This is a genomic window from Streptomyces sp. NPDC006259 (genome assembly GCF_042870975.1).
In the GTDB taxonomy this organism is placed as follows: Bacteria; Actinomycetota; Actinomycetes; order Streptomycetales; family Streptomycetaceae; genus Streptomyces.
This window is the reverse complement of sequence record NZ_JBIAHY010000004.1, coordinates 747,066-769,832: the sequence shown is the minus strand read 5'-3', so window position 1 is coordinate 769,832 and position 22,767 is coordinate 747,066. Positions and strand designations below refer to the sequence as shown.

General features: G+C 71.8%; 19 protein-coding genes. 9 read left to right on the top strand and 10 right to left on the bottom strand.

All coding sequences use genetic code 11. The features are described 5' to 3' along the window. Nucleotides 1–8: 8 nt before the first annotated feature. From ACFYO5_RS20075 to ACFYO5_RS20060, 4 genes are read right to left on the bottom strand one after another with little or no spacing between them, the layout of a single operon-like run. Complete coding sequence (locus ACFYO5_RS20075; protein ID WP_388710206.1) at nt 9–656, bottom strand: ATP/GTP-binding protein; 648 nt, start codon at nt 654–656, stop codon at nt 9–11. Then, entirely contained in the window at nt 637–1,068 is a 432-nt protein-coding gene (locus ACFYO5_RS20070) for a DUF742 domain-containing protein (protein ID WP_388710204.1), read from the bottom strand. The genes ACFYO5_RS20075 and ACFYO5_RS20070 overlap by 20 nt, the downstream gene beginning before the upstream one ends. Further along, on the bottom strand, nt 1,065–1,568 hold the full coding sequence (locus ACFYO5_RS20065) for a roadblock/LC7 domain-containing protein (RefSeq protein WP_388710202.1): 504 nt from the start codon (nt 1,566–1,568) through the stop codon (nt 1,065–1,067). Before ACFYO5_RS20065 ends, ACFYO5_RS20070 begins: the two co-directional genes overlap by 4 nt. Continuing rightward, nucleotides 1,565–4,444, bottom strand: coding sequence for a nitrate- and nitrite sensing domain-containing protein (locus ACFYO5_RS20060; protein ID WP_388710200.1), 2,880 nt, complete (start codon nt 4,442–4,444; stop codon nt 1,565–1,567). Before ACFYO5_RS20060 ends, ACFYO5_RS20065 begins: the two co-directional genes overlap by 4 nt. Before the next feature lie 368 nt (nt 4,445–4,812). On the opposite strand from ACFYO5_RS20060, the gene ACFYO5_RS20055 reads away from it, so the two are divergent. After that, nucleotides 4,813–5,598, top strand: a complete 786-nt coding sequence (locus ACFYO5_RS20055) for a protein phosphatase 2C domain-containing protein (RefSeq protein WP_388710198.1) — start codon at nt 4,813–4,815, stop codon at nt 5,596–5,598. A 70-nt stretch (nt 5,599–5,668) separates the two neighbouring features. Here the strand turns inward: ACFYO5_RS20055 and ACFYO5_RS20050 are convergent, their stop codons facing one another. Beyond that, entirely contained in the window at nt 5,669–6,160 is a 492-nt protein-coding gene (locus ACFYO5_RS20050; RefSeq protein ID WP_388710196.1) for a MarR family winged helix-turn-helix transcriptional regulator, read from the bottom strand. 455 nt (nt 6,161–6,615) lie between these two features. Then, nucleotides 6,616–9,039, bottom strand: coding sequence for an endopeptidase La (lon, locus tag ACFYO5_RS20045; protein ID WP_388710194.1), 2,424 nt, complete (start codon nt 9,037–9,039; stop codon nt 6,616–6,618). 175 nt (nt 9,040–9,214) lie between these two features. On the opposite strand from lon, the gene ACFYO5_RS20040 reads away from it, so the two are divergent. Further along, nucleotides 9,215–9,871, top strand: coding sequence for a GNAT family N-acetyltransferase (locus tag ACFYO5_RS20040; RefSeq protein WP_388710192.1), 657 nt, complete (start codon nt 9,215–9,217; stop codon nt 9,869–9,871). Here the strand turns inward: ACFYO5_RS20040 and ACFYO5_RS20035 are convergent. Next, nucleotides 9,849–10,688: a rhomboid-like protein gene (locus ACFYO5_RS20035; RefSeq protein ID WP_388710190.1), complete on the bottom strand. Its 840-nt coding sequence runs from the start codon at nt 10,686–10,688 to the stop codon at nt 9,849–9,851. The two genes, ACFYO5_RS20040 and ACFYO5_RS20035, sit on opposite strands and share 23 nt — an antisense overlap. Nucleotides 10,689–10,898: 210 nt before the next feature. Between ACFYO5_RS20035 and ACFYO5_RS20030 the strand changes: the two genes are divergently transcribed. The 7 genes from ACFYO5_RS20030 (at nt 10,899) to ACFYO5_RS20000 (ending at nt 20,222) form a co-directional block, all read left to right on the top strand. After that, a complete protein-coding gene (locus ACFYO5_RS20030; protein WP_356567718.1) occupies nt 10,899–11,576 on the top strand; it encodes a spermidine synthase in 678 nt (225 codons plus the stop codon). 122 nt (nt 11,577–11,698) lie between these two features. Further along, a complete protein-coding gene (locus ACFYO5_RS20025; protein ID WP_073491368.1) occupies nt 11,699–12,439 on the top strand; it encodes a response regulator transcription factor in 741 nt (246 codons plus the stop codon). Further along, entirely contained in the window at nt 12,436–13,539 is a 1,104-nt protein-coding gene (locus tag ACFYO5_RS20020; RefSeq protein ID WP_356567720.1) for an ATP-binding protein, read from the top strand. The genes ACFYO5_RS20025 and ACFYO5_RS20020 overlap by 4 nt, the downstream gene beginning before the upstream one ends. Before the next feature lie 301 nt (nt 13,540–13,840). Further along, nucleotides 13,841–17,641: a multifunctional oxoglutarate decarboxylase/oxoglutarate dehydrogenase thiamine pyrophosphate-binding subunit/dihydrolipoyllysine-residue succinyltransferase subunit gene (locus ACFYO5_RS20015; RefSeq protein ID WP_388710186.1), complete on the top strand. Its 3,801-nt coding sequence runs from the start codon at nt 13,841–13,843 to the stop codon at nt 17,639–17,641. 84 nt (nt 17,642–17,725) lie between these two features. Next, on the top strand, nt 17,726–17,905 hold the full coding sequence (locus tag ACFYO5_RS20010; RefSeq protein WP_073491365.1) for a DUF6104 family protein: 180 nt from the start codon (nt 17,726–17,728) through the stop codon (nt 17,903–17,905). A gap of 231 nt (nt 17,906–18,136) precedes the next feature. Continuing rightward, nucleotides 18,137–19,090, top strand: coding sequence for a DUF4097 domain-containing protein (locus ACFYO5_RS20005; protein ID WP_388710185.1), 954 nt, complete (start codon nt 18,137–18,139; stop codon nt 19,088–19,090). A gap of 1 nt (nt 19,091) precedes the next feature. After that, nucleotides 19,092–20,222: a helix-turn-helix transcriptional regulator gene (locus ACFYO5_RS20000; protein ID WP_388710183.1), complete on the top strand. Its 1,131-nt coding sequence runs from the start codon at nt 19,092–19,094 to the stop codon at nt 20,220–20,222. Between the two features lie 134 nt (nt 20,223–20,356). On the opposite strand, the gene ACFYO5_RS19995 is transcribed toward ACFYO5_RS20000, so the two are convergent. The 3 genes from ACFYO5_RS19995 to ACFYO5_RS19985 all read right to left on the bottom strand — a co-directional run bounded on the left by ACFYO5_RS19995 (nt 20,357) and on the right by ACFYO5_RS19985 (nt 22,290). Then, complete coding sequence (locus tag ACFYO5_RS19995) at nt 20,357–20,938, bottom strand: Clp protease N-terminal domain-containing protein (RefSeq protein WP_388710181.1); 582 nt, start codon at nt 20,936–20,938, stop codon at nt 20,357–20,359. Further along, on the bottom strand, nt 20,938–21,147 hold the full coding sequence (locus ACFYO5_RS19990) for a helix-turn-helix domain-containing protein (RefSeq protein WP_356566392.1): 210 nt from the start codon (nt 21,145–21,147) through the stop codon (nt 20,938–20,940). The genes ACFYO5_RS19995 and ACFYO5_RS19990 overlap by 1 nt, the downstream gene beginning before the upstream one ends. Nucleotides 21,148–21,324: 177 nt before the next feature. Beyond that, a complete protein-coding gene (locus tag ACFYO5_RS19985) occupies nt 21,325–22,290 on the bottom strand; it encodes a zinc-binding dehydrogenase (RefSeq protein WP_388710179.1) in 966 nt (321 codons plus the stop codon). Nucleotides 22,291–22,767: the final 477 nt, after the last annotated feature.

The window sequence follows — 22,767 nt, the reverse complement described above, 5'->3', positions numbered from 1 at the left end:
GCTGTCTCCTACTCGGGGGTTTCGTCGAGCGCGTGGCCCACCAGGGCCAGGAGGGTCTCGATCACGGAGATCCGGCGACGCGCATCCATGATCATGACAGGTATGTGCTGGGGGACGGTCAGCGCCTCCCGTACGTCCTCCGGCTCGAACCGCTCGCTGTCGTCGAAGTGGTTGACGGCCACGACGTAGGGCAGCCCGCAGCTCTCAAAGTAGTCGAGCGCGGGGAAGCAGTCCTTCAGCCGGCGGGTGTCGGCGAGGACGACGGCGCCGATCGCGCCGCGCACCAGGTCGTCCCACATGAACCAGAACCGCTGCTGGCCCGGCGTGCCGAACAGGTAGAGCACCAGGTCGTCGTCGAGGGTGAGGCGGCCGTAGTCCATGGCGACCGTGGTGGTGACCTTGTCCGGGGTGCCGGTGAGGTCGTCGGTCTCCTCGCTGGCCTCGGTCATCAGCGCCTCCGTCTGGAGGGGCGTGATCTCCGAGACGGTGCCGACGAGGGTGGTCTTGCCGACGCCGAAGCCTCCGGCGACCACGATCTTCGTGGCGACGGGGGCCCGGGTGCGGTCCGTCTGCCAGGACTTCAGCTCCTCGTCCGGCTCGTCGAGGAGTGGGGAGACACCGAACGGGGTGTCGGCGTCAGAGACGACGGAGTCCACTCAGCACCCTTTCCAGCAGAGCGCGGTCGGGACGGCCCGTGCCGTGACCGGTCCCGGTGCCGTACACACGGATCTTTCCCTGGTCCGCGAGGTCGCTGAGGAGGACCCGGACCACACCGAGCGGCATCTTCAGCAGCGCGGCGATCTCGGCCACCGTGCGCATCCGGCGGCACAGTTCGACGATGGCCCGCATCTCCGGCATCACCCGGGTGGTGAGGGATCCGTTCGTCAGTTCCTTGCGCTCCTCGGGCGCCTCGAGTTCGGCCGTGGTCGCCACGAACGTCTCGACGAGGAGGACGTGACCGAAGCGGGTGCAGCCGCCCGTCAGCGAGTAGGGGCGGACGCGGGCCGGCCTGCGGTCGCCGCCCCGCACGGGGAGCTTCTGCCCGCGGTTCTTCGGCGCCGTGCTCATCGGCTGCTCCCCGTCGTCTCCGACTCCAGGGATCTGCGCAGCTCGCTGCGGAGTTCGGGGGTAAGGACGTGTCCGGCCCGGCCCACGAACAGGGCCATGTGGTACGCCACCACGTTCATGTCGCAGTCCGCGGAGCCGTGCACACCCAGCAGCGAGCCGTCGCTGATCGACATCACGAAGAGGCTGCCCGCGTCCATGGCGATCATCGTGTGCTTCACACCGCCGAACTCCATGAGCTTGGCGGCGCCGATGGTGAGGCTGCCGATACCGGACACGATGGTGGCCAGGTCGGCGGCGGAACCGCGCGGACCGGTGGGTTTCGCTTCCACGGAATGGCGCGCCGCGTCGTTGCGGCCCGGGTCCGAGGAGAGCAGGAGGAGCCCGTCGGAGGAGACGACGGCGACGGACTGGATACCTGGCACTTCCTCCACGAGGTTCGTCAACAGCCAGTGCAGGTTACGGGCCTCACTGCTCAGTCCGAAGGTACTGGGCGCGGTCAACTGCTTGCCTCCTCGACTGTGCCCCCCGTGTCTTCTGCGGCGTGTGCGTGTGCTTCCTGAGGTGACGGGACCTTGTTCTGGGCCGTCTGCTCGGCGATCTCCGCCTCCACGTCGCGGTATCCGGCCTCCGCCCCCCGGCGGAAGCCACCGAGGCGGCGGCGGAGGGCGTCGGCGTCCACGGATCCGCTCCGCTGGCGGGGGGCCGGGGTGGGGGACGTCAGTTTGGGGGTGCGCTTGGGCAGACCCTTGTCGGTGACCACGTCCTGTGAGGCGTCGGGGGTCCGGGCGTGCTCGGACTCGTCCTCACCGCCGGCGGCCCGGCGTCCGAGCGCGGGCTGGGATGCGCGGGCGGGCTCCGGATCGTGGGCGCCCTCATGGTCCCGAGCAGGCTCGGGCTCGGGATCACGGAGGGGCTCAGGCTCGCGGACGGGCTCAGGCCCGCGGACGCCCGCACGTTCGCGAGCGGGCTCGGGGGCGGCCGGTGGTTCGGCGGCGGCCGCCGTCTCCTGCTCCGCATCCGCATTCGCGTGCCTGTCCGCGTCCGTGCCGGCATCGGTGGCGGTGTCCGCGTTCGCTTCCGCTCCTGGTTCCGCGGGGATCAGGAGTTCCATCGTCGTCTCGGCCGGCGTCTCCGGTTCCGCCGCCTGTACGGCCCGCTCGGCGGCCTCGACCAGCGGGTCGGCGCCGGGCTTCGCGCGACCCGGCAGGACGTTGGAGTTGGCCTCCGCGTCCGCGCCGGGAAGGGAGAAGGTGTGCGTGCCGGAGCCCGGTGCGGACGCGGGGACCGCGGCGGCCGGCGCGGTGGCGAGCAGGGACGTCGGCAGGACGACCACGGCCGCGACCCCGCCCTGCTTCTGCTCGCGCAGCCGCACCCGCACCCCGTGCCGGTGGGCGAGCCGCGCCACGACGTACAGACCGAGACCGAGGCCCTCCTCGCCCTCCTGTTCGTACGGCGTGTCCGGGGAGAACTCGGTGAGGCGGGCGTTGAGGCGGGCCAGGCGCTCCTCGGTCATGCCGATGCCCTCGTCCTGGACGGAGAGCATGACCTCGCCGTTCTCCAGGAGCCAGCCGGAGACCTCGACGGGCAGGTCCGGCGGGGAGAACGAGGTGGCGTTCTCCATGAGTTCGGCCAGGAGGTGGCTCAGGTCGTCCGCGGCGAAGCCGGCCACGTGCCCGTGCGGCGGCAGCGCGGAGATGCGTACGCGTTCGTAGCGCTCGATCTCGCTGACGGCGGCGCGGACGACGTCCACCAGCGGGATGGGGCCGGCGTGCTGTTGGACGTGTTCGGTGCCGGCGAGGACCAGGAGGTTCTCGCTGTGCCGGCGCATGACGGTGGCGAAGTGGTCGAGCTTGAAGAGGGTGGCCAGCCGGTCGGGGTCCTGCTCGCGCTCCTCCAGGCTCTCGATCACCGCGAGTTGGCGCTCGACGAGGCCGAGGGTGCGCAGCGAGAGGTTGACGAAGGTGCCGCCGATGCTGCCTCGCAACCGCTCCAGCTGGGCGGCGGACTCGGCGAGTTCGGCACGCAGTTCCTCGCGGGCGTCCGCCATTCGCTGGCGTTGTCCGACGAGGTGCTTGCGGTCGGACTCCAGGGTGGTGACGCGCTCGTGGAGGGCGGCGGCGTGCTCGTGCAGGGCGTTGACGGAGCGGACGACCTGGGCGAACTCGTCGTTGCGTCCGGTGAACCGCAGGGGCTCCTCGGCCGCCGGGTTCTCCGCGCCGGCCAGCCGGGCGGAGCCGATGCGCAGGACGGCCAGCGGGCGGGTGAGGCTGCGGGCCATGGCGGTGGCGACACCGATGGCCAGCAGGATCAGCGCGCCCAGCAGGGCGACGCGGATCTCCAGCGCGGTGACGTCGTCGTCGCGCAGCTGGGCGAGGTCCTTGGTGCGGCGGTCGTAGAGAGCGGACTCGGTGCCGCGCATCAGCTCGACGCGGGCGGCGAGCGCGGCGTCGAGCTTCTTGGTGCTGGTGCCGAGGTCGTCGTCGCTCAGTTCCGGCTGGTCGGTGAGGGACGTCAGGTACTTCTCGGCGGTCTCGACGTCTCCGCCGGTGACCGTGGAGTCGTAGGAGTCGACGGCCTCTTCCGGTGCGCTCTCCCGGAAGGCGCCGAGGGACGCGTCGGAGCGCAGGCGGGCCTGCTGGGCGGCGGCCGTCAACGCGTCGCGCCGCCCGGTGTCGGCGGAGGAGACCTTCTCGGTCGAGGTCCGGCCGGTGACGGGGTCGTAGACGCTCTCGGTGGACGTCGGCACGTTCAGCGCGGCGAGCAGCAGCCCGCGGGTCGCGGCGGCCTGCTGGACGGCGGTGTCCAGCTCGGCGAGGGCGTACGCGCCGGAGCCCGCGCGGGGCGGCATCTGCTCGGCGAGCAGCTCGGCCAGGCCGTGCAGGGCGGTGATGGCCTCCGAGTAGGCCTGGTGGGCCTGGAGCGCGGTGCTGCGGCCGGTGAGGGCCTCCTGGCGCACGGTCGCGATGCCGTCGAGGTCCTTGCGGAGCGCGGCGGGCGTGTCGGTGTCGGCGGTCAGCTCGCGCACCTGCCGGTCCACGCGGGCGCTGCCCTCCGGGGAGGGCGCCCTGGACTTGGTCCGGCCGGCCGCGACGTAGACGGTGACCTCGTCGCGTTCGTCGGCGAGCGCCTGGGCGAGCGCCAGCGCGTCCTGGGTCTGCTCGGCCAGGGTGACCAGGTCCTGGGAGTCCTTCAACTGCCCGGAGGCGTCCAGGACGGAGGGCGCGCCCGCTGCCGCGATGGTGGCGGCGACGACCGCGACGGCGACGATCAGCCGGTTGCGTACGTGGGTCGGGCGGCCCTTGCCGACAGGGGCGCGCTCCGCGCCCCCCTCGGAGGCCGTCCTGCTGCCTGGGCGCCGAGGCCGCGTCTTCTGCACCGGTGCTCGCATTCCTGACTCGTTTACCCATGGGCCGGATGACACCCCGTCAACTGGCGTGTCCTGTCCGGTACGGTTCCCGACCCTCCCAGTGCCGGTGGGCAGGGGTCGCGCATCGCATGCCCCGCCACCCGAAGGAGTGAACATCGGAGGGGAGTTGGCGGGCAAGTTCCTCCGGCGCGTGCGACGGCCCTGCCCGGCGGGCCGGTTGGACGTGAGCGGCAGCCTTTGGCAGGATTCGCCGCCACGCCTTCCCGGAGTGCTTCATTCCCGCCCAAAACAGGCGTCTGACCTGCGCGGGTACGTCGACCCGGCGCATGTCGCCGGTCTTTCGCGGGGGGCGTGAAGGGGTCGTGCAGACTGACTGGATGCGTACGGAACTTGTGTCGGAGCCCGGTGATCACGGCCGGCCCAACGAGGACTTCGCGAGTGTCGGACTTCCCGCTTCCGGACAGGGCGGTTCGCTGGTCCTCCTGGACGGGGTGACGCCGCCCTCGGGAGGGTCGGGCTGTCTGCATTCGGTTCCCTGGTTCACGGCGCGGCTCGGCGGCGCGCTGGGCGAACTGACCGTTTCCCTCCCGGATGTCCCCCTGGCCGAGGCGCTGAGCCGGGCCCTCACGCGTACCGCCGAGGCGCACGCCGACTCCTGTGACCTTTCTCACCCCCGCACCCCGCAGGCAACCGTGGTGGTGGCCCGCTGGTCGCCGGAGACGATCGACTACCTCGTGCTGTCCGACTCGGCGCTTCTGCTGGCTTCTCCCGACGGTACGGTCACGGCCGTCCGCGACGACCGTCTCGACCGGGTGCCGCGGGCCCTGCTGGCCAGCGCGGAGATCTGCGACGCACGCGCCCGCAACAGGGAGGGCGGCTTCTTCACGGCGGCCGCCGACCCGTCGGTGGCCGCCCGCGCGGTGACCGGCTCCGTCCCGCGCGAGGGCGTGGCGGCGCTGGCCGCCCTGAGCGACGGGGTGACCCGCTGGGTGGAGACGTTCCGCCAGGGTGACTGGTCGGACCTGTTCTCCTTCGTCGCGGGGCAGGGCGCGCGGGCGGTGGTGGAGCGGGTGCGGGAGCTGGAACGGGCGGACGCCGGGCGGGTGTTCCTGGGGCGGGCCAAGACGCACGACGACGCCACGGCCGTGTACGTGGAGCTGTGAGCCTTCCGTCCGCCCCGCGGTGGGCGCCCGTTGAGCCTGCGTCGAGCCCCGTCAAGTCCCCTGAAGGGGTCTACTTGGCCATGCCCTGGTTCAACTCGTGGAGCAGCCGCGCCAGTTCGGCCACCGCGCCGCGGTCCCAGTGGGCGAGCTGGCTGACGTACCGCGCCCGGCGCGCCTCGCGGACCCGGCCGACCCTGGTACGGCCCTCCTCGGTCAGTTCGACCAGCCAGGCCCGCCCGTCGGCCGGGTCGGGGGCACGGGCGATCAGTCCCAGCTGCTCCAGGGCGCGCAGCTGGCGGGACATGGTCGCCTTGCCGACGCCGATGTAGGCGGCCAGTTCGGTGGCACGCTGGCGGCCCAGCTCCTCCAGCCGGACGAGGAGGCCGTAGGCGGCGGACTCCAGGTCGGGGTGGACCTCACGGGCCATCTCTCCCTGGTTGGCGCGGGCCCGGCGCAGCAGCACCGTCAGTTCCCGCTCCAGGGAGAGGAACTCCTGGTCCACACCGCTCGGCGACGTCTGGTACGCGCTTCCGCGTCCGTCGCCGTTTCCGTCCTCGTGCACGCCAGCACTCCCGATCCGGTTTCCCGCACTGAAGGGTTCTCGCCCGTTTCCGCCATTGCCGCAGCTCCTCAAGTATTTCGCAGGCGCGGGCCTTCGGCCGCTTCCGGCCTCCTTTCCGCGTCCCGGCCCTCCGTGCGCGGGGGCTTCCACCGCCGGTCCGGTGCGGGCGGACCGCGCCACGATCACGTTCGGGGAGCCGGAACCCCTGTCGCCGGACCGGGAAGGGCGACGGCCCGCACAGGGCGAAGCCGCCGCACGGCGAAGGCAGGCGCACCGCGAAGGCGGGCGCACCGCGAAGGCGGGCGCACCGCGAAGCCGGGCGCACCGCGAAGGCAGGGCGAAGGCGGGCGCACCGCGAAGGCCCGCACTCAGCGAGGGCCCGCACACGGCGAAGGCACAGCGAAGGCCCGGACCCCGCACGGGGGCCCAGGCCTTCCCTCAACCGGCGGCGTCCGTCACGCCGCCACCGGAACCTCCGGCGCGGCCCCGTTCGTCGCCGGGGTCAGTGCCAGCTCCAGGACCTGGCGGACATCCGTGACGGCGCGGACGTCGAGCTTGTCCAGCACCTCCGCGGGGACGTCGTCCAGGTCGGGCTCGTTGCGCTTGGGGATGACGACGGTGGTCACGCCCGCTCGGTGCGCGGCGAGCAGCTTCTGCTTCACCCCGCCGATGGGCAGGACACGACCGGTGAGGGAGACCTCGCCGGTCATCGCCACGTCGGTGCGGACGAGCCGCCCGCTCAGCAGCGACGCCAGGGCCGTCGTCATCGTGACGCCCGCGCTGGGGCCGTCCTTGGGCACCGCGCCCGCCGGGAAGTGGATGTGCACCCCCCGGTCCTTCAGGTCGGCTACCGGCAGTTCCAGTTCGGCGCCGTGGGAGCGCAGGAAGCTCAGCGCGATCTGCGCGGACTCCTTCATCACGTCGCCGAGCTGACCGGTCAGGGTCAGACCCGCGGCGCCCGTCTCCGGGTCGGCCAGGGACGCCTCGACGAAGAGGACGTCACCGCCGGCGCCGGTGACCGCGAGCCCGGTCGCGACCCCCGGAACCGCCGTGCGCCGCTCGGCCGGGTCCTGGGCGGACTCGGGCACGTGGTGCGGCCGGCCGATCAGGTCGCGCAAATCCTCCTCGCGGACGGTGAACGGCAGCTTCCGCTCGCCCAGTTCGTGCTGGGCGGCGACCTTGCGCAGCAGCCGGGCGATGGACCGCTCCAGGGTGCGTACACCGGCCTCGCGCGTGTACTCGCCGGCCAGCTTGCGCAGCGCGCTCTCGTCGAGGGTCACCTCGGCCTTGGCGAGCCCCGCCCGCTCCAGCTGGCGCGGCAGCAGGTGGTCACGGGCGATGACGACCTTCTCGTCCTCGGTGTAGCCGTCGAGGCGGACCAGCTCCATGCGGTCCAGCAGGGCCTCCGGGATCGCTTCCAGGACATTGGCGGTGGCGAGGAAGACGACGTCGCTCAGGTCCAGCTCGACCTCCAGGTAGTGGTCCCGGAAGGTGTGGTTCTGCGCCGGGTCCAGCACCTCGAGCAGGGCCGCCGCCGGGTCGCCCCGGAAGTCCGAGCCCACCTTGTCGATCTCGTCGAGCAGGACCACCGGGTTCATGGACCCGGCCTCCTTGATCGCCCGCACGATCCGGCCGGGCAGCGCGCCGACGTACGTACGGCGGTGACCGCGGATCTCGGCCTCGTCGCGCACGCCGCCGAGGGCGACGCGGACGAACTTGCGGCCCATGGCGTGGGCGACGGACTCGCCGAGGCTGGTCTTGCCGACGCCGGGCGGGCCGACGAGCGCGAGCACGGCGCCGCCGCGCCGCCCGCCGACGACGCCGAGACCCCGGTCGCTGCGGCGCTTGCGCACCGCGAGGTACTCGGTGATCCGCTCCTTCACGTCCTCCAGGCCGGCGTGCTCGGCGTCCAGGACCGCCTTGGCGCCCCGGATGTCGTAGACGTCGTCGGTCCGCTCGTTCCACGGCAGTTCGAGGACGGTGTCCAGCCAGGTGCGGATCCAGGAGCCCTCGGGGGACTGGTCGCTGGACCGCTCCAGCTTGTCGACCTCCTTGAGGGCGGCCTCACGGACCTTCTCGGGCAGGTCGGCGGCCTCGACGCGCGCGCGGTAGTCGTCGGACTCCTCGCCCTCCTGCTCGCCGTTCAGCTCGCGCAGTTCCTTGCGGACGGCCTCCAGCTGGCGGCGGAGCAGGAACTCGCGCTGCTGCTTGTCGACGCCTTCCTGGACGTCCTTGGCGATGGTCTCGGCGACGTCCTGTTCGGCGAGGTGGTCGCGCAGCTGGCGGGTGGCGGCCTTGAGCCGGGCGACCGGGTCGGCGGTCTCCAGCAGTTCCACCTTCTGCTCTGTGGTCAGGAAGGGTGAGTAGCCGGAGTTGTCGGCGAGGGCGGAGACGTCCTCGATGGCCTGGACCCGGTCGACGACCTGCCAGGCGCCGCGCTTGCGCAGCCAGGCGGTGGCGAGCGCCTTGTACTCCTTGACCAGTTCGGTGACGTGGCCGGGCAGGGGGTCGGGGACGCTCTCGTCGATCCCGGTCCCCTCGACCCACAGCGCCGCGCCGGGGCCGGTGGTGCCGGCGCCGATCTTCACGCGGCCGCGGCCGCGGATCAGGGCACCGGGGTCGCCGTCGGCCAGCCGGCCGACCTGCTCGACCGTGCCCAGCACGCCGGTGCTCGCGTACGACCCGTCGATGCGCGGCACCAGGAGGACCCGGGGCTTGCCGGGCTCGGACCGGGCGGCGGCCTGGGCGGCCTCGACCGCGGCGCGTACGTCGTTGTCGTTGAGGTCGAGCGGAACCACCATCCCGGGCAGCACGACCTCGTCGTCGAGCGGCAGCACGGGCAGGGTGAGCGGTGTGAACGCCGCGGACTCAGCAGCCATGATCTCCCCTTAGGCAGTCAAGTTGAGTTATGCCGACTCAATGCACGTGAGCCTCCGATTGTTCCCGCCCCGCCCGCCGTTCGCTGTCAGCGATCACGCCTGCCGCCGCCCAGCTGCGACCGCGTAAAGTCGTCGTAATAGCCACAGCCTGTCAGGGACCATTACGGGGGAGTTCGTGGACGGCGTCGTGAGGGCATGGGTGGACGGCTGGGTCGTGTCCCGCGGGGCGGCCCCGCCGGTACCGGAGCCCTGGGGGTTCACCGTGGACGTGGGGCACCCCGCCCACGTGTCGCGGCACGTGCTCTCGGCGGTCGGCGACGCCGTCGAGGAGCGGACCGTGCGCGAGGTCGTGGACGGTGTGCGGGGAACCGGCGTGTGGCTCAAGGTCTTCCAGAGCCCGGCGCTGGTCGGGGACTGGCTCGGGGAGGGCTGGTGGGTGGACCCCGAGCCTGGCTGGCTCATGACGGTGCCGCTGCCGACCGGGAAGGGGCACACGCGCGTGCCCGACGGCTACGGCCTGCGCCGCTGGACGCGCGGTGGCGTCACCCGCGTCCTGGTCACCGCACCCGACGGCTCCTTCGCGGCCCGCGGCCAGGTCGCGCCGACCGGGGCGACCGCCGTGGTCGACCAGATCGAGACCGCGCCCGAGCACCGGCGCCGCGGCCTGGGCGGCCTGGTCGTGCGCGTCCTCGCGGAGACCGCGGCCGCGGAGGGCGCGGAGACGGGCGTCCTGGCGGGAACCCCGCAGGGCCGGGCCCTGTACGCGTCACTGGGGTGGACCGTGACGGCGCCGCTGACCAGCGCGAGGTTCACGGGAGACGAGAGGCGCTGACCGCGCCGGACCGCTCGCGGGGGTGCGGCACCCGCTCGCGCACACCGACGCTCCCCCGGCGCCGTACCCACGGCCAGGTCGCGACGCCGACCGCCAGAGCCATCAGGTGGCCCCAGTTGCTCAAGGGATCCGTGAGGGCGAGCAGGTCGTGGAGGAGCATTCCGCCGAACACCGCGAGCACCGGCCAGCGCAACCAGGGCGTCAGCAGGCCGGCCAGGGCACCGACGCTCGCCGCGACGCCGAAGCTGATGCCGTAGTCGAGGCGGTGCAGCGAGCTGTCCGGGAGATGGCCCACGAGGACGGCCAGACCGACGGGGACCTCGGTTCCCAGGGTCGCCAGCACGTGCCCGAGGACGAAGACACCCGCCGTGCGGGCCCCGCCGACGCGCCGCTCCAGCGCGGTGAGGACCAGCAGGAAGCCGAGCACGAACGGCGACGTGATCCCGCCGGCCACCCACAGCGCGCTGGCCGCCATCACCGGCACCGGGGCGCGCAGCAGATGGGCGACGTCGGTGCTGGAGTTCTCGTGCAGGAGCTGCACGACGGCCGTGCCCGCGTGCGCGGTGACGTAGGAGGTGACGGCGAGGACGGCGGCGTAGAAGAAGGTGAAGGGGGTGCCGGTGGGCGTGGGCAGCAGGTGCCACGGGCGCGGGCGGGGCCGGTCGCGCGGCGGGCTGTGGGGCTCGGGTGCGGCCGGGCCGCCCGGGTCGGGGGCGGGGCCGCGCTGGCGGGGGACGCCGTCCAGGAGGCCGTGGGCCTCGGGCGGGGGCGAGCCGGTCGGGCCGGATGCCGCCGTACCGGTCAGCGTGCGTTCCACCGTGCGGCGCTCCTTCCGTTTCGCTCCACCCTTCGCCCCTGCGACGCCCCTGTCTGTGACCGACGCCACGCGACAGCCGATTCACAGCAACCTCTCAGACGCCGGCAGTACCGCTGGGCGTCAGCCGCGCCTACCCCGATCGCCCCCGTTCGAACTCCCCACCACCGATATTCCTCAACGAACGGTCGGGGCCGGTGCCAAAATGGTCCGATGCGCGTCTCCTACGACACCCCCGAGGTCCTGGACCGTCGTGAGGGCCCCTACGGCGAGGTGGTCCTGCGCCGGCACGGGGAGTTGCTCCAGATCATCGCCAACGGCTGCTTCCTGATGGACACCTCCGACGGCCGCTCGGAACGCCTGCTGGTGGACGCCGCGCTCGGCGCGCTGGACGGCCGCCCCGCGCCGGAGGTGCTGATCGGCGGCCTGGGCGTCGGGTTCTCGCTGGCGCACGCCGCCGCCGACCCACGCTGGGGCCGCATCACCGTCGTCGAGCGCGAACGGGCCGTCATCGACTGGCATCTCGACGGCCCGCTGGCCGCCGTTTCCCGCGCCGCGATCGCCGATCCCCGCACCGCGATCGTGGAAGCGGATCTGGTCGACTACGTCAATGAGACATCCGACACGTTCGACGCGCTGTGCCTGGACATCGACAACGGGCCCGCCTGGACCGTCACGGAGGGCAACGACAGCCTCTATTCGCGGACCGGACTCGCAAGCTGCGCAAGGGTGTTGAGGCCCGGTGGGGTACTGGCGGTATGGTCCGCCCAGCCGTCTCCCAAATTCGAGGGAACCTTGGGGAATGCCGGGTTCCAGCAGGTGCGTACCGAAGAGATCCCGGTTGCCCGAGGCGTGCCGGACGTCGTGCATCTCGCCGTCCGACCTGGATAGCAAAGCCGTGGTGACTGCCCGTACGCTGCTGCCCTGGCGCCGATGATTAAGGCGTCAACCGCAGTCATGCGCAGAACAGGGGCCACCCCACTGGTTCCGGAAAGCACACTCAGGGGCGGGCGATGGAGCAGACACACACCGCACACAACGGCACGGCGACGGCGACACCCGGTGCACAGCGCCGGGTGCTGGTGGTCGAGGACGACCCCACGATCGTCGACGCCATCGCGGCCCGCCTGCGCGCCGAGGGATTCCTCGTGCAAACGGCGGGTGACGGCCCGGCGGCCGTCGACACCGCGGAGGCCTGGCAGCCCGATCTGCTGATCCTCGACATCATGCTGCCCGGCTTCGACGGCCTGGAGGTCTGCCGTCGGGTGCAGGCCGCCCGCCCGGTGCCGGTGCTGATGCTCACCGCGCGCGACGACGAGACCGACATGCTGGTCGGACTCGGCGTGGGCGCCGACGACTACATGACCAAGCCGTTCTCGATGCGGGAACTGGCCGCGCGCGTGCACGTCCTGCTGCGCCGCGTGGAGCGCGCCGCGATCGCGGCCTCGACGCCGCGCAGCGGGATACTGCGGCTCGGCGAGCTGGAGATCGACCACGCGCAGCGCCGGGTCCGGGTGCGCTCGGACGACGTGCACCTCACGCCCACCGAGTTCGACCTGCTGGTGTGCCTGGCGAACACCCCGCGCGCGGTGCTCTCCCGTGAGCAGTTGCTGGCGGAGGTGTGGGACTGGGCGGACGCCTCCGGCACCCGCACCGTCGACAGCCACATCAAGGCGCTGCGGCGGAAGATCGGAGCCGAGCGGATCCGCACGGTGCACGGCGTGGGCTACGCGCTGGAGACCCCGACGCCATGAGCCGCGGGCCGGACGGACCGAGAAGCCCCGGAGAGCCCTGGGGCGGCGTACGCCCGTTCTCGATCAAGACCAAGCTGGGGACGCTGGTCGTCATCTCGGTGCTGATCACCACCGGCCTGATGGTGATCGCCATGCGCACCGAGACCGAGCTGCGCTTCATCACGGTCTTCTCGATGATCGCGACCCTGCTGATCACCCAGTTCGTGGCGCATTCGCTGACCTCGCCGCTGGACGAGATGAACACCGTGGCCCGGTCCATCTCGCACGGTGACTACACCCGCCGGGTCAGCGAGAACCGCCGCGACGAGCTGGGCGACCTGGCCCAGACGATCAATGTCATGGCGGACGAGCTGGAGGCGCAGGACCGGCAGCGCAAGGAGCTGGTGGCCAACGTCTCGCACGAGCTGCGCACCCCTATCGCGGGTCTGCGCGCCGTCCTGGAGAACGTCGTCGACGGCATTGCCGAGGCCGACCCCGAGACCATGCGGACGGCGCTGAAGCAGACCGAACGGCTCGGTCGGCTGGTGGAGACCCTGCTGGACCTGTCCCGCCTCGACAGCGGCGTCGTACCGCTGCGCAGGCGGCGCTTCGAGGTGTGGCCGTACCTGTCCGGTGTGCTGAAGGAGGCCAACATGGTCGCCTCCGCGCGCGCCACGATGGGCTCGGGCGGCAGCCACACGCGCACGGACGTCCATCTGCATCTGGACGTGACCCCGCCGGAGCTGACCGCGCACGCGGACCCGGAGCGCATCCACCAGGTGGTCGCGAACCTCATAGACAACGCGGTCAAACACAGCCCGCCGCACGGACGGGTGACGGTCAAGGCGCGGCGCGGGCCGCTGCCGGAGTCGCTGGAGCTGGAGGTCCTGGACGAGGGCCCCGGCATTCCGCGTTCGGAGTGGCACCGCGTCTTCGAGCGGTTCAACCGGGGAGCCGTACGCCGGCCGCACGGTCCGGGCAGCGACGGCGGCACGGGACTGGGACTGGCGATCGCCCGCTGGGCGGTCGATCTGCACGGCGGCCGGATCGGAGTGGCTGAATCCGAGCGGGGTTGCCGGATTCTTATCACTCTTCCGGGAGACCCTTCCGTCCCAAGTTGACGTAAAGTTCGAAGCGGAGCCGGAAGATCCGCGGGTGTTCGCACCGTCGGACACGTGTGATCAGGCAGCCCGCCGACCCAGGTCGGCCCAGGTCCGCACGCTGAGCGTGCGCGACCTGCGTCAACGACCCGTTTCCCCACGCAACCGCGTTTGTTTCCCGCCATTTCCACCCCCGAAACAGCGCTTTCGATGTGACTTACACGACGATGCGGCGGCCCGGCCTGACCTTCACCCGCTGGGAGGCGTAGCCTTTATTCCCGCTGTCCATCACCTTGTGAAGCGGAAGAGGGCGGTTGCCGCCGTGTCGCCACAGTCCCCCAGTAACTCGAGCATCTCGACCGACGCAGACCAAGCGGGCAAGAACCCCGCGGCCGCGTTCGGACCGAACGAGTGGCTCGTCGACGAGATCTATCAGCAGTACCTCCAGGACCCCAACTCGGTAGACCGTGCCTGGTGGGACTTCTTCGCCGACTACAAGCCGGGCGCTGCCGCGCCTTCGGCTCCGGCGGGTACTGCGGCCGCGGGGGCCGCAGCGACCACCACCACGCCCGCGGCTCCCGCCGCACCGGCGGCGCCACCTGCTCCGGCCGCTCCGGCCCAGGCCGCGCCCGCCGTCCCGGCTCCCGCACCGGCGCCGGCCGCCCCCAAGCCCGCCGCCGCGGCTCCGGCTCCCGCGAAGGCCGCGGCCCCGGCCGCGAAGCCGGCCGCCAAGGCCGAGCCCGCCGCCTCCCCCGAGGGCCCCGAGTTCGTGACGCTGCGCGGCCCGTCCGCCGCGGTCGCCAAGAACATGAACGCCTCGCTGGAGCTGCCCACGGCCACGTCCGTGCGCGCGGTCCCGGTGAAGCTGCTGTTCGACAACCGCATCGTCATCAACAACCACCTCAAGCGCGCCCGGGGCGGGAAGATCTCCTTCACGCACCTGATCGGCTTCGCGATGGTGCAGGCCATCAAGGCCATGCCGTCGATGAACTGGCACTACGCGGAGAAGGACGGGAAGCCCACCCTCGTCAAGCCGCCGCACGTCAACTTCGGCCTGGCCATCGACCTGGTGAAGGCCAACGGCGACCGCCAGCTCGTCGTCGCCGGCATCAAGAAGGCCGAGACGCTGAACTTCTTCGAGTTCTGGCAGGCCTACGAGGACATCGTCCGCCGCGCCCGCGACGGCAAGCTGACGATGGACGACTTCACCGGCGTCACGGTCTCCCTGACCAACCCCGGCGGCCTCGGCACCGTCCACTCCGTGCCGCGTCTGATGCCCGGTCAGTCGGTCATCATGGGCGTCGGCTCGATGGACTACCCGGCGGAGTTCCAGGGCACCAGCCAGGACACCCTGAACAAGCTCGGCATCTCGAAGGTCATGACGCTCACGTCGACCTACGACCACCGGGTCATCCAGGGCGCCGCGTCCGGCGAGTTCCTGCGGATCGTCGCCAACCTCCTCCTCGGCGAGCAGGGCTTCTACGACGACATCTTCGAGGCGCTGCGCATCCCCTACGAGCCGGTCCGCTGGCTCAAGGACATCGACGCCAGCCACGACGACGACGTCACCAAGGCCGCCCGCGTCTTCGAGCTGATCCACTCCTACCGGGTCCGCGGCCACGTCATGGCCGACACCGACCCGCTGGAGTACCGCCAGCGCAAGCACCCCGACCTCGACATCACCGAGCACGGGCTCACCCTGTGGGACCTGGAGCGCGAGTTCGCCGTCGGCGGCTTCGCGGGCAAGTCCCTGATGAAGCTGCGCGACATCCTCGGCGTGCTGCGCGACTCGTACTGCCGCACCACCGGCGTCGAGTTCATGCACATCCAGGACCCCAAGCAGCGCAGGTGGATCCAGGACCGCATCGAGCGCTCGCACACCAAGCCGGAGCGCGAGGAGCAGCTGCGCATCCTGCGCCGCCTGAACGCGGCCGAGGCCTTCGAGACCTTCCTCCAGACCAAGTACGTCGGCCAGAAGCGCTTCTCGCTGGAGGGCGGCGAGTCCGTCATCCCGCTGCTCGACGCGGTGCTGGACTCGGCCGCCGAGTCGCGCCTGGACGAGGTCGTCATCGGCATGGCCCACCGCGGCCGGCTGAACGTGCTGGCGAACATCGTCGGCAAGTCGTACGCGCAGATCTTCCGCGAGTTCGAGGGCAACCTCGACCCGAAGTCGATGCACGGCTCCGGCGACGTGAAGTACCACCTGGGCGCCGAGGGCACCTTCACCGGCCTCGACGGCGAGCAGATCAAGGTCTCGCTGGTCGCCAACCCCTCGCACCTGGAGGCGGTGGACCCGGTCCTGGAGGGCGTCGCGCGCGCCAAGCAGGACATCATCAACAAGGGCGGCACGGACTTCACCGTCCTGCCGGTGGCCCTGCACGGCGACGCGGCCTTCGCGGGCCAGGGCGTGGTGGCCGAGACCCTGAACATGTCGCAGCTGCGCGGCTACCGCACCGGCGGCACGGTCCACATCGTCATCAACAACCAGGTCGGCTTCACCGCCGCCCCGGAGTCCTCGCGTTCGTCCATGTACGCGACGGACGTGGCCCGCATGATCGAGGCCCCGATCTTCCACGTGAACGGCGACGACCCGGAGGCCGTGGTCCGCGTCGCGCGGCTCGCCTTCGAGTTCCGCCAGGCGTTCAACAAGGACGTGGTGATCGACCTCATCTGCTACCGCCGCCGCGGTCACAACGAGTCGGACAACCCGGCCTTCACCCAGCCGCTGATGTACGACCTGATCGACAAGAAGCGCTCGGTGCGCAAGCTCTACACCGAGTCCCTCATCGGTCGCGGCGACATCACCCTGGAAGAGGCCGAGCAGGCGCTCCAGGACTACCAGGGCCAGCTGGAGAAGGTCTTCACGGAGGTCCGCGAGGCCACCGCGCAGCCCGCCCCCGGCAGCTCCCCCGACCCGCAGGACGGCTTCCCGGTCGCGGTCGACACCGCGATCTCGGCGGAGGTCGTCAAGCGCATCGCCGAGTCCCAGGTCAACATCCCCGACCACATCACCGCCCACCCGCGCCTGCTGCCGCAGCTCCAGCGCCGGGCCGCGATGGTCGAGGACGGCACGATCGACTGGGGCATGGGCGAGACGCTGGCCGTCGGCTCCCTCCTCCTGGAGGGCGTCCCGGTCCGCCTGGCCGGCCAGGACTCCCAGCGCGGTACGTTCGGCCAGCGGCACGCCGTGATCATCGACCGGGAGACCGGCGAGGAGTTCACGCCGCTGATGTACCTCTCGGACGAGCAGGCGCGCCTGAACGTCTACAACTCGCTCCTGTCCGAGTACGCGGCGATGGGCTTCGAGTACGGCTACTCGCTGGCCCGCCCCGACGCGCTCGTGCTGTGGGAGGCGCAGTTCGGCGACTTCGTCAACGGCGCCCAGACGGTCGTGGACGAGTTCATCTCGTCGGCCGAGCAGAAGTGGGCCCAGACCTCGGGCGTCACCCTGCTCCTCCCGCACGGCTACGAGGGCCAGGGCCCGGACCACTCGTCCGCCCGCCCGGAGCGCTTCCTCCAGATGTGCGCCCAGAACAACATGACGGTCGCGATGCCGACCCTGCCGTCGAACTACTTCCACCTCCTGCGGTGGCAGGTGCACAACCCGCACCACAAGCCGCTGGTCGTCTTCACCCCGAAGTCGATGCTGCGCCTCAAGGCCGCCGCGTCGAAGGCGGAGGAGTTCACGACGGGCCAGTTCCGCCCGGTCATCGGCGACGCGTCGGTCGACCCGGCCGCCGTCAAGAAGGTCGTCTTCTGCGCCGGCAAGGTCTACTACGACCTGGAGTCCGAGCGTCAGAAGCGCGGCACCACGGACACGGCCATCATCCGCATCGAGCGCCTGTACCCGCTGCCGGGTGCCGAGCTCCAGGCGGAGATCGCCAAGTACCCGAACGCCGAGAAGTACCTGTGGACCCAGGAGGAGCCGGCCAACCAGGGTGCCTGGCCGTTCATCGCCCTGAACCTGATCGACCACCTGGACCTGGCCGTCGGCGCGGACGTGCCGCACGGCGAGCGCCTGCGCCGCATCTCGCGGCCGCACGGCTCGTCCCCGGCGGTCGGCTCGGCCAAGCGCCACCAGGCCGAGCAGGAGCAGCTGGTGCGTGAGGTGTTCGAGGCGTAGGCGTCCTCGACGATCGCGAGCGGCCGGGCCGCACCCCTTCCACGGGGTGCGGCCCGGCCGCTTGCGCCCACCTATCCTTGACCCATGTACTTCACGGACCGTGGCATCGAAGAGCTGGAGAAGAGGCGCGGCGCGGAGGAGGTCACCTTCGAGTGGCTCGCCGAGCAGCTGCGGACCTTCGTCGACCTGAACCCGGACTTCGAGGTCCCGGTGGAGCGGCTGGCGACGTGGCTCGCCCGGCTGGACGACGAGGACGACGAGTAACGAGCAGGTCCCGTAGCGAGCAGGTCCGAGCGGGTCCGAGCAGGTTCACCGACGTCACGCCGTTCGCGTGCTGGGGGGCGCCCACGAGGCGCCCCTTTTCCGTGCTCCGACGGCGGAGGGGCGGCCGGTCACCGGTCACCGGAAGGAGTGCTTGACTTTCGACGCCCGCGATATATCGTGAATCACGTAAGACGCGATATTGCGTGTCGTGTCGTCGAGGAGGTCATTTCCATGTCCGAGTGGTCCGTCGCCGAGCCGAGGAAACTCTCCTTCGACGAGCCGGTCAGCGAGCTGCACGTCCGCATCGTCGACGGGACGGTCAACGTGGTGGGCACCGACGAGGGTTCCGCCCGCCTGGAGGTCTCCCGGATCGAGGGCCCCCCTCTCGTCATCACCCACCGGGACGGAGCGCTGACGGTGGCGTACGAGGACCTGCCCTGGAAGGGCTTCCTCAAGTGGCTCGACCGCAAGGGCTGGCGGCGCAGCGCCGTGGTCTCGGTCGCCGTTCCCGCCGGCACCCGTGTGGAGGTGGGCGTGGTGAGCGCCGGAGCGGTGGTCTCCGGCATCGACGGGCGCGCCGAGGTGAAGGGCGTCTCCGGCGACACGACCCTCGTGGGCCTGGCGGGACCGGTCCGCACGGACACCGTCTCGGGAAACGTGGAGGCGCAGGCGCTCACCGGCGATCTGCGCTTCAACTCCGTCTCCGGTGACCTGACCGTGGTCGAGGCGGGTTCCTCCGTGAGGGCCGACTCCGTGAGCGGCTCCATGATCGTCGACCTCGACCCGGCGGGCCGGCCCACCGACATCAGCCTGACCAGCGTCTCGGGCGAGATCGCCATCCGCCTGCCCCATCCGGCGGACGCACAGGTGGAGGCGAACACGGCGAGCGGCTCGGTCTCCAGCGCCTTCGAGGACCTCCGGGTCAGCGGCCAGTGGGGCGCCAAGCGGATCACCGGCCGTCTCGGCACCGGCAGCGGCCGCCTCAAGGCCACGACGGTCTCCGGCTCCATCGCCCTGTTGCGCCGGCCTCCGCTGGAGGACGGGCCGTGGGAGGCGGAGACGGCACCGACCGACGGCGAGCCCGCGGGCCCGGGAGACACTTCCCCGCCCGGGAACGGTTCCGCGTCCGGGAACGGTTCCGCGTCCGGCCCGGACGACAGCACGACCGACAAGAAGGTGCTCTGACATGCCTCCCGTCTTCGCCCACGGCCGCCTCCGCCTGTATCTGCTGAAGCTCCTGGACGAGGCCCCACGCCACGGCTACGAGGTGATCCGCCTTCTGGAGGAGCGTTTCCAAGGGCTGTACGCGCCATCGGCGGGCACCGTGTACCCCCGGCTGGCCAAGCTGGAGACCGAGGGCCTGGTCACCCACACCAGCGAGGGCGGCCGCAAGGTGTACGCCATCACCGACGCGGGCCGGGCCGAGCTGGCCGACCGCAGTGGTGAACTCGCCGACCTGGAGCTGGAGATCCGCGAGTCCGTCGCCGAACTGGCGGCGGAGATCCGGGCCGATGTACGGGGAGCGGCGGGCGAACTGCGGCGCGAGATGCGGGCGGCGGCCTCCGAGGCCCGCCAGGGCACCGGGCCCAGCGGTGCCGGCACCGGCTCCGGCGCCGGGGATCACGGCGAGTACGGCGACCGGGAGTCGTGGCGGGTCGCCAAGGAGGAGATGCGGCGCGTCAAGCATGAGTGGAAGGAGCAGGCCCGCCGGGCCAAGGACGAGAGCCGCCGGGCACGCGAGGAGGCCCAGCGGGCCCGCAGCCAGGCCAAGGAGGCCCAGGAGCGGGCCGTGGCCCAGGCCCAGGAGGAGGTCCAGCGCATAGCACGACGGGTCCAGGAGCAGGTCCAGGACCACTTCGCGCGGGGCGACTGGCCGACGGGCGTCCGCGAGGGCCTGACCGAACTGGCCAAGGAGTTCGGCGAGTTCGGCAAGGACTTCGGGAAGGAGTTCGGCAAGGACTTCGGCTTCGGCCGAGGCGGCGCCGGGAGCCCGGAAGGAGCAGGGGAAGCGGAGGGTCCGAAGTCGGGTGCGGGATCTGCGGGGCCGAAGGGCCGCGCGGGTGGCACGGCCGAGAGCCCGGTCTACACCGAGACCCCCGCGGACTTCCCGGCCGATTTCGAGCCGTCCTGGGCCCATGAGGCGCCCGGCGACGACCCGGCCCGCGACCTGGACCGGCTGCTGGACCGCTTCCGCGACGACATCCGTGACGCGGCCCGCGACCACGGCGTCGACGCCGACCAGCTCCGCGAGACCCGCCGCCATCTGTCGACGGCGGCGGCCCACATCGGGGCGATCCTGCGGACGGGCAAGGGCTGAGCGGAAGCACCCGGTGCGTCCGCCACCGCCCGCACCAGGCGGTGTCAGCGGCCGCCCGCAGGCCGCCGCCCGCCCGCCGTGCGTCGGGGCCCGCTCCCCGATCCGACCCCGACCTTGACCCGCCGTCCGCGGTCTCAGCCCGCTTGAGCCTCTCCCCCGGCGTACAGGACCCGGGTCAGGGAGGTGTGGGTGACACCGTGGTCGGCGAGGACCTCGGCAGGTGGGCCGGGACGGGCGGTCAGGGCGAGCAGGATGTGCTCGTCGCCGATGTGCCGGTCACGGTGGGCCAGGGCCATGCGCAGGGACTTCTCCAGGACGTCCCTGGCGTCCCGGCCGAAACCGGGCCGGCCGAAGCCGGCACGGCCGCTCCGTCGGCCCGCGGGCCGACGGTCGCCGGACATCGCGCCGACCCCGTGCGCCTCCTCGACGCGGGAGACGATCTCGGAGACGTCGATGCCGAGATCGGCGAGGGCTTCGGCGTCCGCCCGGGAGAGCCCCGCCCGCCGACGCGCCTCCTCCAGGGCCTCACGGACCGGCTCCCGGCCCTCCACCGGGAGGCCGAGGGCGGCCAGCGCGAAGGAGCCGCGGCTCGCCTCGCGCTCCAGCAGGGCGAGCAGCAGATGCTCGGGGCCCACGGTCCCCCCGCCCGTGTTCTGGCAGCGCGCGACCGCGTCGCGCACCACCTCCCGGGCGTCCTTCGTGAACCGCTCGAACATCACTGCCTCCCGTACTTCTTGTGCACGGCCTGCCTGCTGACCCCGAGTTCCGCGGCGATCTCCTGCCACGACCACCCCTGATGGCGCGCATTGCGCACCTGCACCGCCTCCAGTTGCTCCAGCAGCCGGCGCAGAGCGGCGACGGCGCGCAGTCCGACCCGTGGATCACGGTCACCCGCGCGCTCGGCGAGATCCGTTGCTTCGGTCATGACGTCAACCTACGTTGACATCCCCGAGGTGTCAACTCTGGTTGACACCTCGGGTGCGCGAAAGGCGGGCCCGGAATCCGGACCCGCCGCCAGGGACGCGAGAAGCGCGAGGAAGCATCAGGGGTTCCTGCGGACCGTCGGAAGTTCCTGCGGACCGTCAGGGGTTCGTGAGGACCGTCAGGGGTTCGTGAGGACGATCTTTCCGAACTGGTCGCCGGATGCGAGCCGTTCGAAGCCCTCCCGGGCACGGTCCATGGGAAGCACCTCGTCGATGACGGGTCGGACGCCGGTCGCGGCGCAGAAGGCGAGCAGGTCCTCCAACTCGTCCTTGGTGCCCATCGTGGAACCGACGACCTTCAGCTCGAGGAAGAAGATGCGGGTCAGTTCGGCATGGGAGGGACGGTCGCCGCTGGTCGCGCCGGAGATGACCAGCGTGCCGCCCGGCCGCAGCGACTTCACCGAGTGGGACCAGGTGGCGGCACCGACGGTCTCGATGACGGCGTCCACGCGCTGGGGCAGCCGGGCCCCCGGTTCGACGGCCTCCACGGCCCCGAGTTCCAGAGCCCTCTTCCGCTTGGCCTCGTCCCGGCTGGTGGCGAAGACCCGCAGCCCGGCCGCTTTGCCGAGCACGATCGCGGCCGTGGCGACACCGCCTCCGGCGCCCTGCACGAGCACCGAGTCACCGGGGCGCACCCCCGCGTTGGTGAACAGCATGCGGTAGGCCGTCAGCCAGGCGGTCGGCAGACAGGCCGCCTCCTCGAAGGACAGTTCCCTCGGCTTGGGCAGGATGTTCCAGGTCGGCACGGCGACCTGCTCGGCGAAGGTGCCCTGGTAGTGCTCGGTGAGGATGGACCGGGGCTCACGGGGGCCCACCCCGTGGCCGGTCTGGCCGATGACGGAGTGCAGCACGACCTCGTTGCCATCCTCGTCGACGCCGGCGGCGTCACAGCCGAGGATCATCGGCAGCTTGTCCTCCGGGAGGCCGACGCCTCGCAGGGACCAGAGGTCGTGATGGTTCAGGGAGGCGGCCCGGACGGTGACGGTGCTCCAGCCGGGGCGGGCGTCGGGGGCCGGGCGCTCCCCCAACTCCAGTCCGGAAAGCGGCTGGTCGCGGTCGATTCGAGCGGCGTAGACGGCGAACATGTCCCCGACGATAGGGTTCCCCGGCCCCGGACGAAACCGGAGGGCACTGTGAGACATGCCCTCTTGCGCGACCGGACGACACCGGATGTCACCGGATGAGGGCGTGAGCGCAGGGCGCCGGAGCGGCCCGCGGAACCGCGCGCCCGGCCCGAGACCCCCACGGCCACCGCACAACCGCTCCTCCGGCAGGCCGGGCCACAGCCACGCACAACCACCACCCCGGCAGGCCCGGCCCGCAACCGCCGCCCCGGCTGGTTAGGCCCACAACCACCCCACGACCGTCACGCCAGCGAGCCGGACCACGGCCACCGCACAACCGCCACCCCAACCGGCCGGACCACGGCCACCCACCACCACCCCCAGCCAGCCGGACCACGGCCACCCCACCACCGCCACCCCCAGCCAGCCGGGTCCACGGCCAAGACACAACCGCCCCGCCCCCGGCGAGGCGAGGCCCATCCCTGGATACACCCGAAC

Coding starts and splice junctions, on each gene's coding strand:
- ACFYO5_RS20070 (WP_388710204.1), bottom strand. CDS start 1,068: ATGAGCACGGCGCCGAAGAACCGCGGGCAGAAGCTCCCCGTGCGGGGC.
- ACFYO5_RS20055 (WP_388710198.1), top strand. CDS start 4,813: ATGCGTACGGAACTTGTGTCGGAGCCCGGTGATCACGGCCGGCCCAAC.
- lon (WP_388710194.1), bottom strand. CDS start 9,039: ATGGCTGCTGAGTCCGCGGCGTTCACACCGCTCACCCTGCCCGTGCTG.
- ACFYO5_RS20030 (WP_356567718.1), top strand. CDS start 10,899: ATGCGCGTCTCCTACGACACCCCCGAGGTCCTGGACCGTCGTGAGGGC.
- ACFYO5_RS20025 (WP_073491368.1), top strand. CDS start 11,699: ATGGAGCAGACACACACCGCACACAACGGCACGGCGACGGCGACACCC.
- ACFYO5_RS20020 (WP_356567720.1), top strand. CDS start 12,436: ATGAGCCGCGGGCCGGACGGACCGAGAAGCCCCGGAGAGCCCTGGGGC.
- ACFYO5_RS20010 (WP_073491365.1), top strand. CDS start 17,726: ATGTACTTCACGGACCGTGGCATCGAAGAGCTGGAGAAGAGGCGCGGC.
- ACFYO5_RS20005 (WP_388710185.1), top strand. CDS start 18,137: ATGTCCGAGTGGTCCGTCGCCGAGCCGAGGAAACTCTCCTTCGACGAG.
- ACFYO5_RS20000 (WP_388710183.1), top strand. CDS start 19,092: ATGCCTCCCGTCTTCGCCCACGGCCGCCTCCGCCTGTATCTGCTGAAG.
- ACFYO5_RS19995 (WP_388710181.1), bottom strand. CDS start 20,938: ATGTTCGAGCGGTTCACGAAGGACGCCCGGGAGGTGGTGCGCGACGCG.
- ACFYO5_RS19990 (WP_356566392.1), bottom strand. CDS start 21,147: ATGACCGAAGCAACGGATCTCGCCGAGCGCGCGGGTGACCGTGATCCA.
- ACFYO5_RS19985 (WP_388710179.1), bottom strand. CDS start 22,290: ATGTTCGCCGTCTACGCCGCTCGAATCGACCGCGACCAGCCGCTTTCC.